Source organism: Burkholderia sp. BCC1985, from assembly GCF_905339915.1.
Lineage (GTDB): Bacteria > Pseudomonadota > Gammaproteobacteria > Burkholderiales > Burkholderiaceae > Burkholderia.
In genome coordinates this window covers 1-221 of record NZ_CAJPGY010000156.1, presented here as the reverse complement: position 1 = coordinate 221, position 221 = coordinate 1, and the positions used below count along the sequence as shown (strand labels likewise).

1 pseudogene is annotated in these 221 nt (G+C 62.0%); it reads left to right on the top strand.

Annotation, left to right across the window (positions count from 1 at the left end):
• Positions 1–221, top strand: a pseudogene (locus U4Z31_RS37090) (virulence factor); the annotation flags it as partial.

Genomic DNA, 221 nt, shown 5'->3' with positions numbered 1-221 from the left:
GCCGGTGTCGCGGTCACGGACCTGAATTACATCGTCCACGACGCAGGTGTACCCAGCGACGCAGCGTCGTTACGCGTTGTCTCGCTCGCGCAGACCTTGACCGAAACCCTCCCTGAATACGACCACACGAATCAGACCTTCAACACGGCCGCCCTGCTCGGCGACATGGGAACCGGCAGCGCATTGACCGACGTCGCACTCGCAATCGGCCGAATCAACCA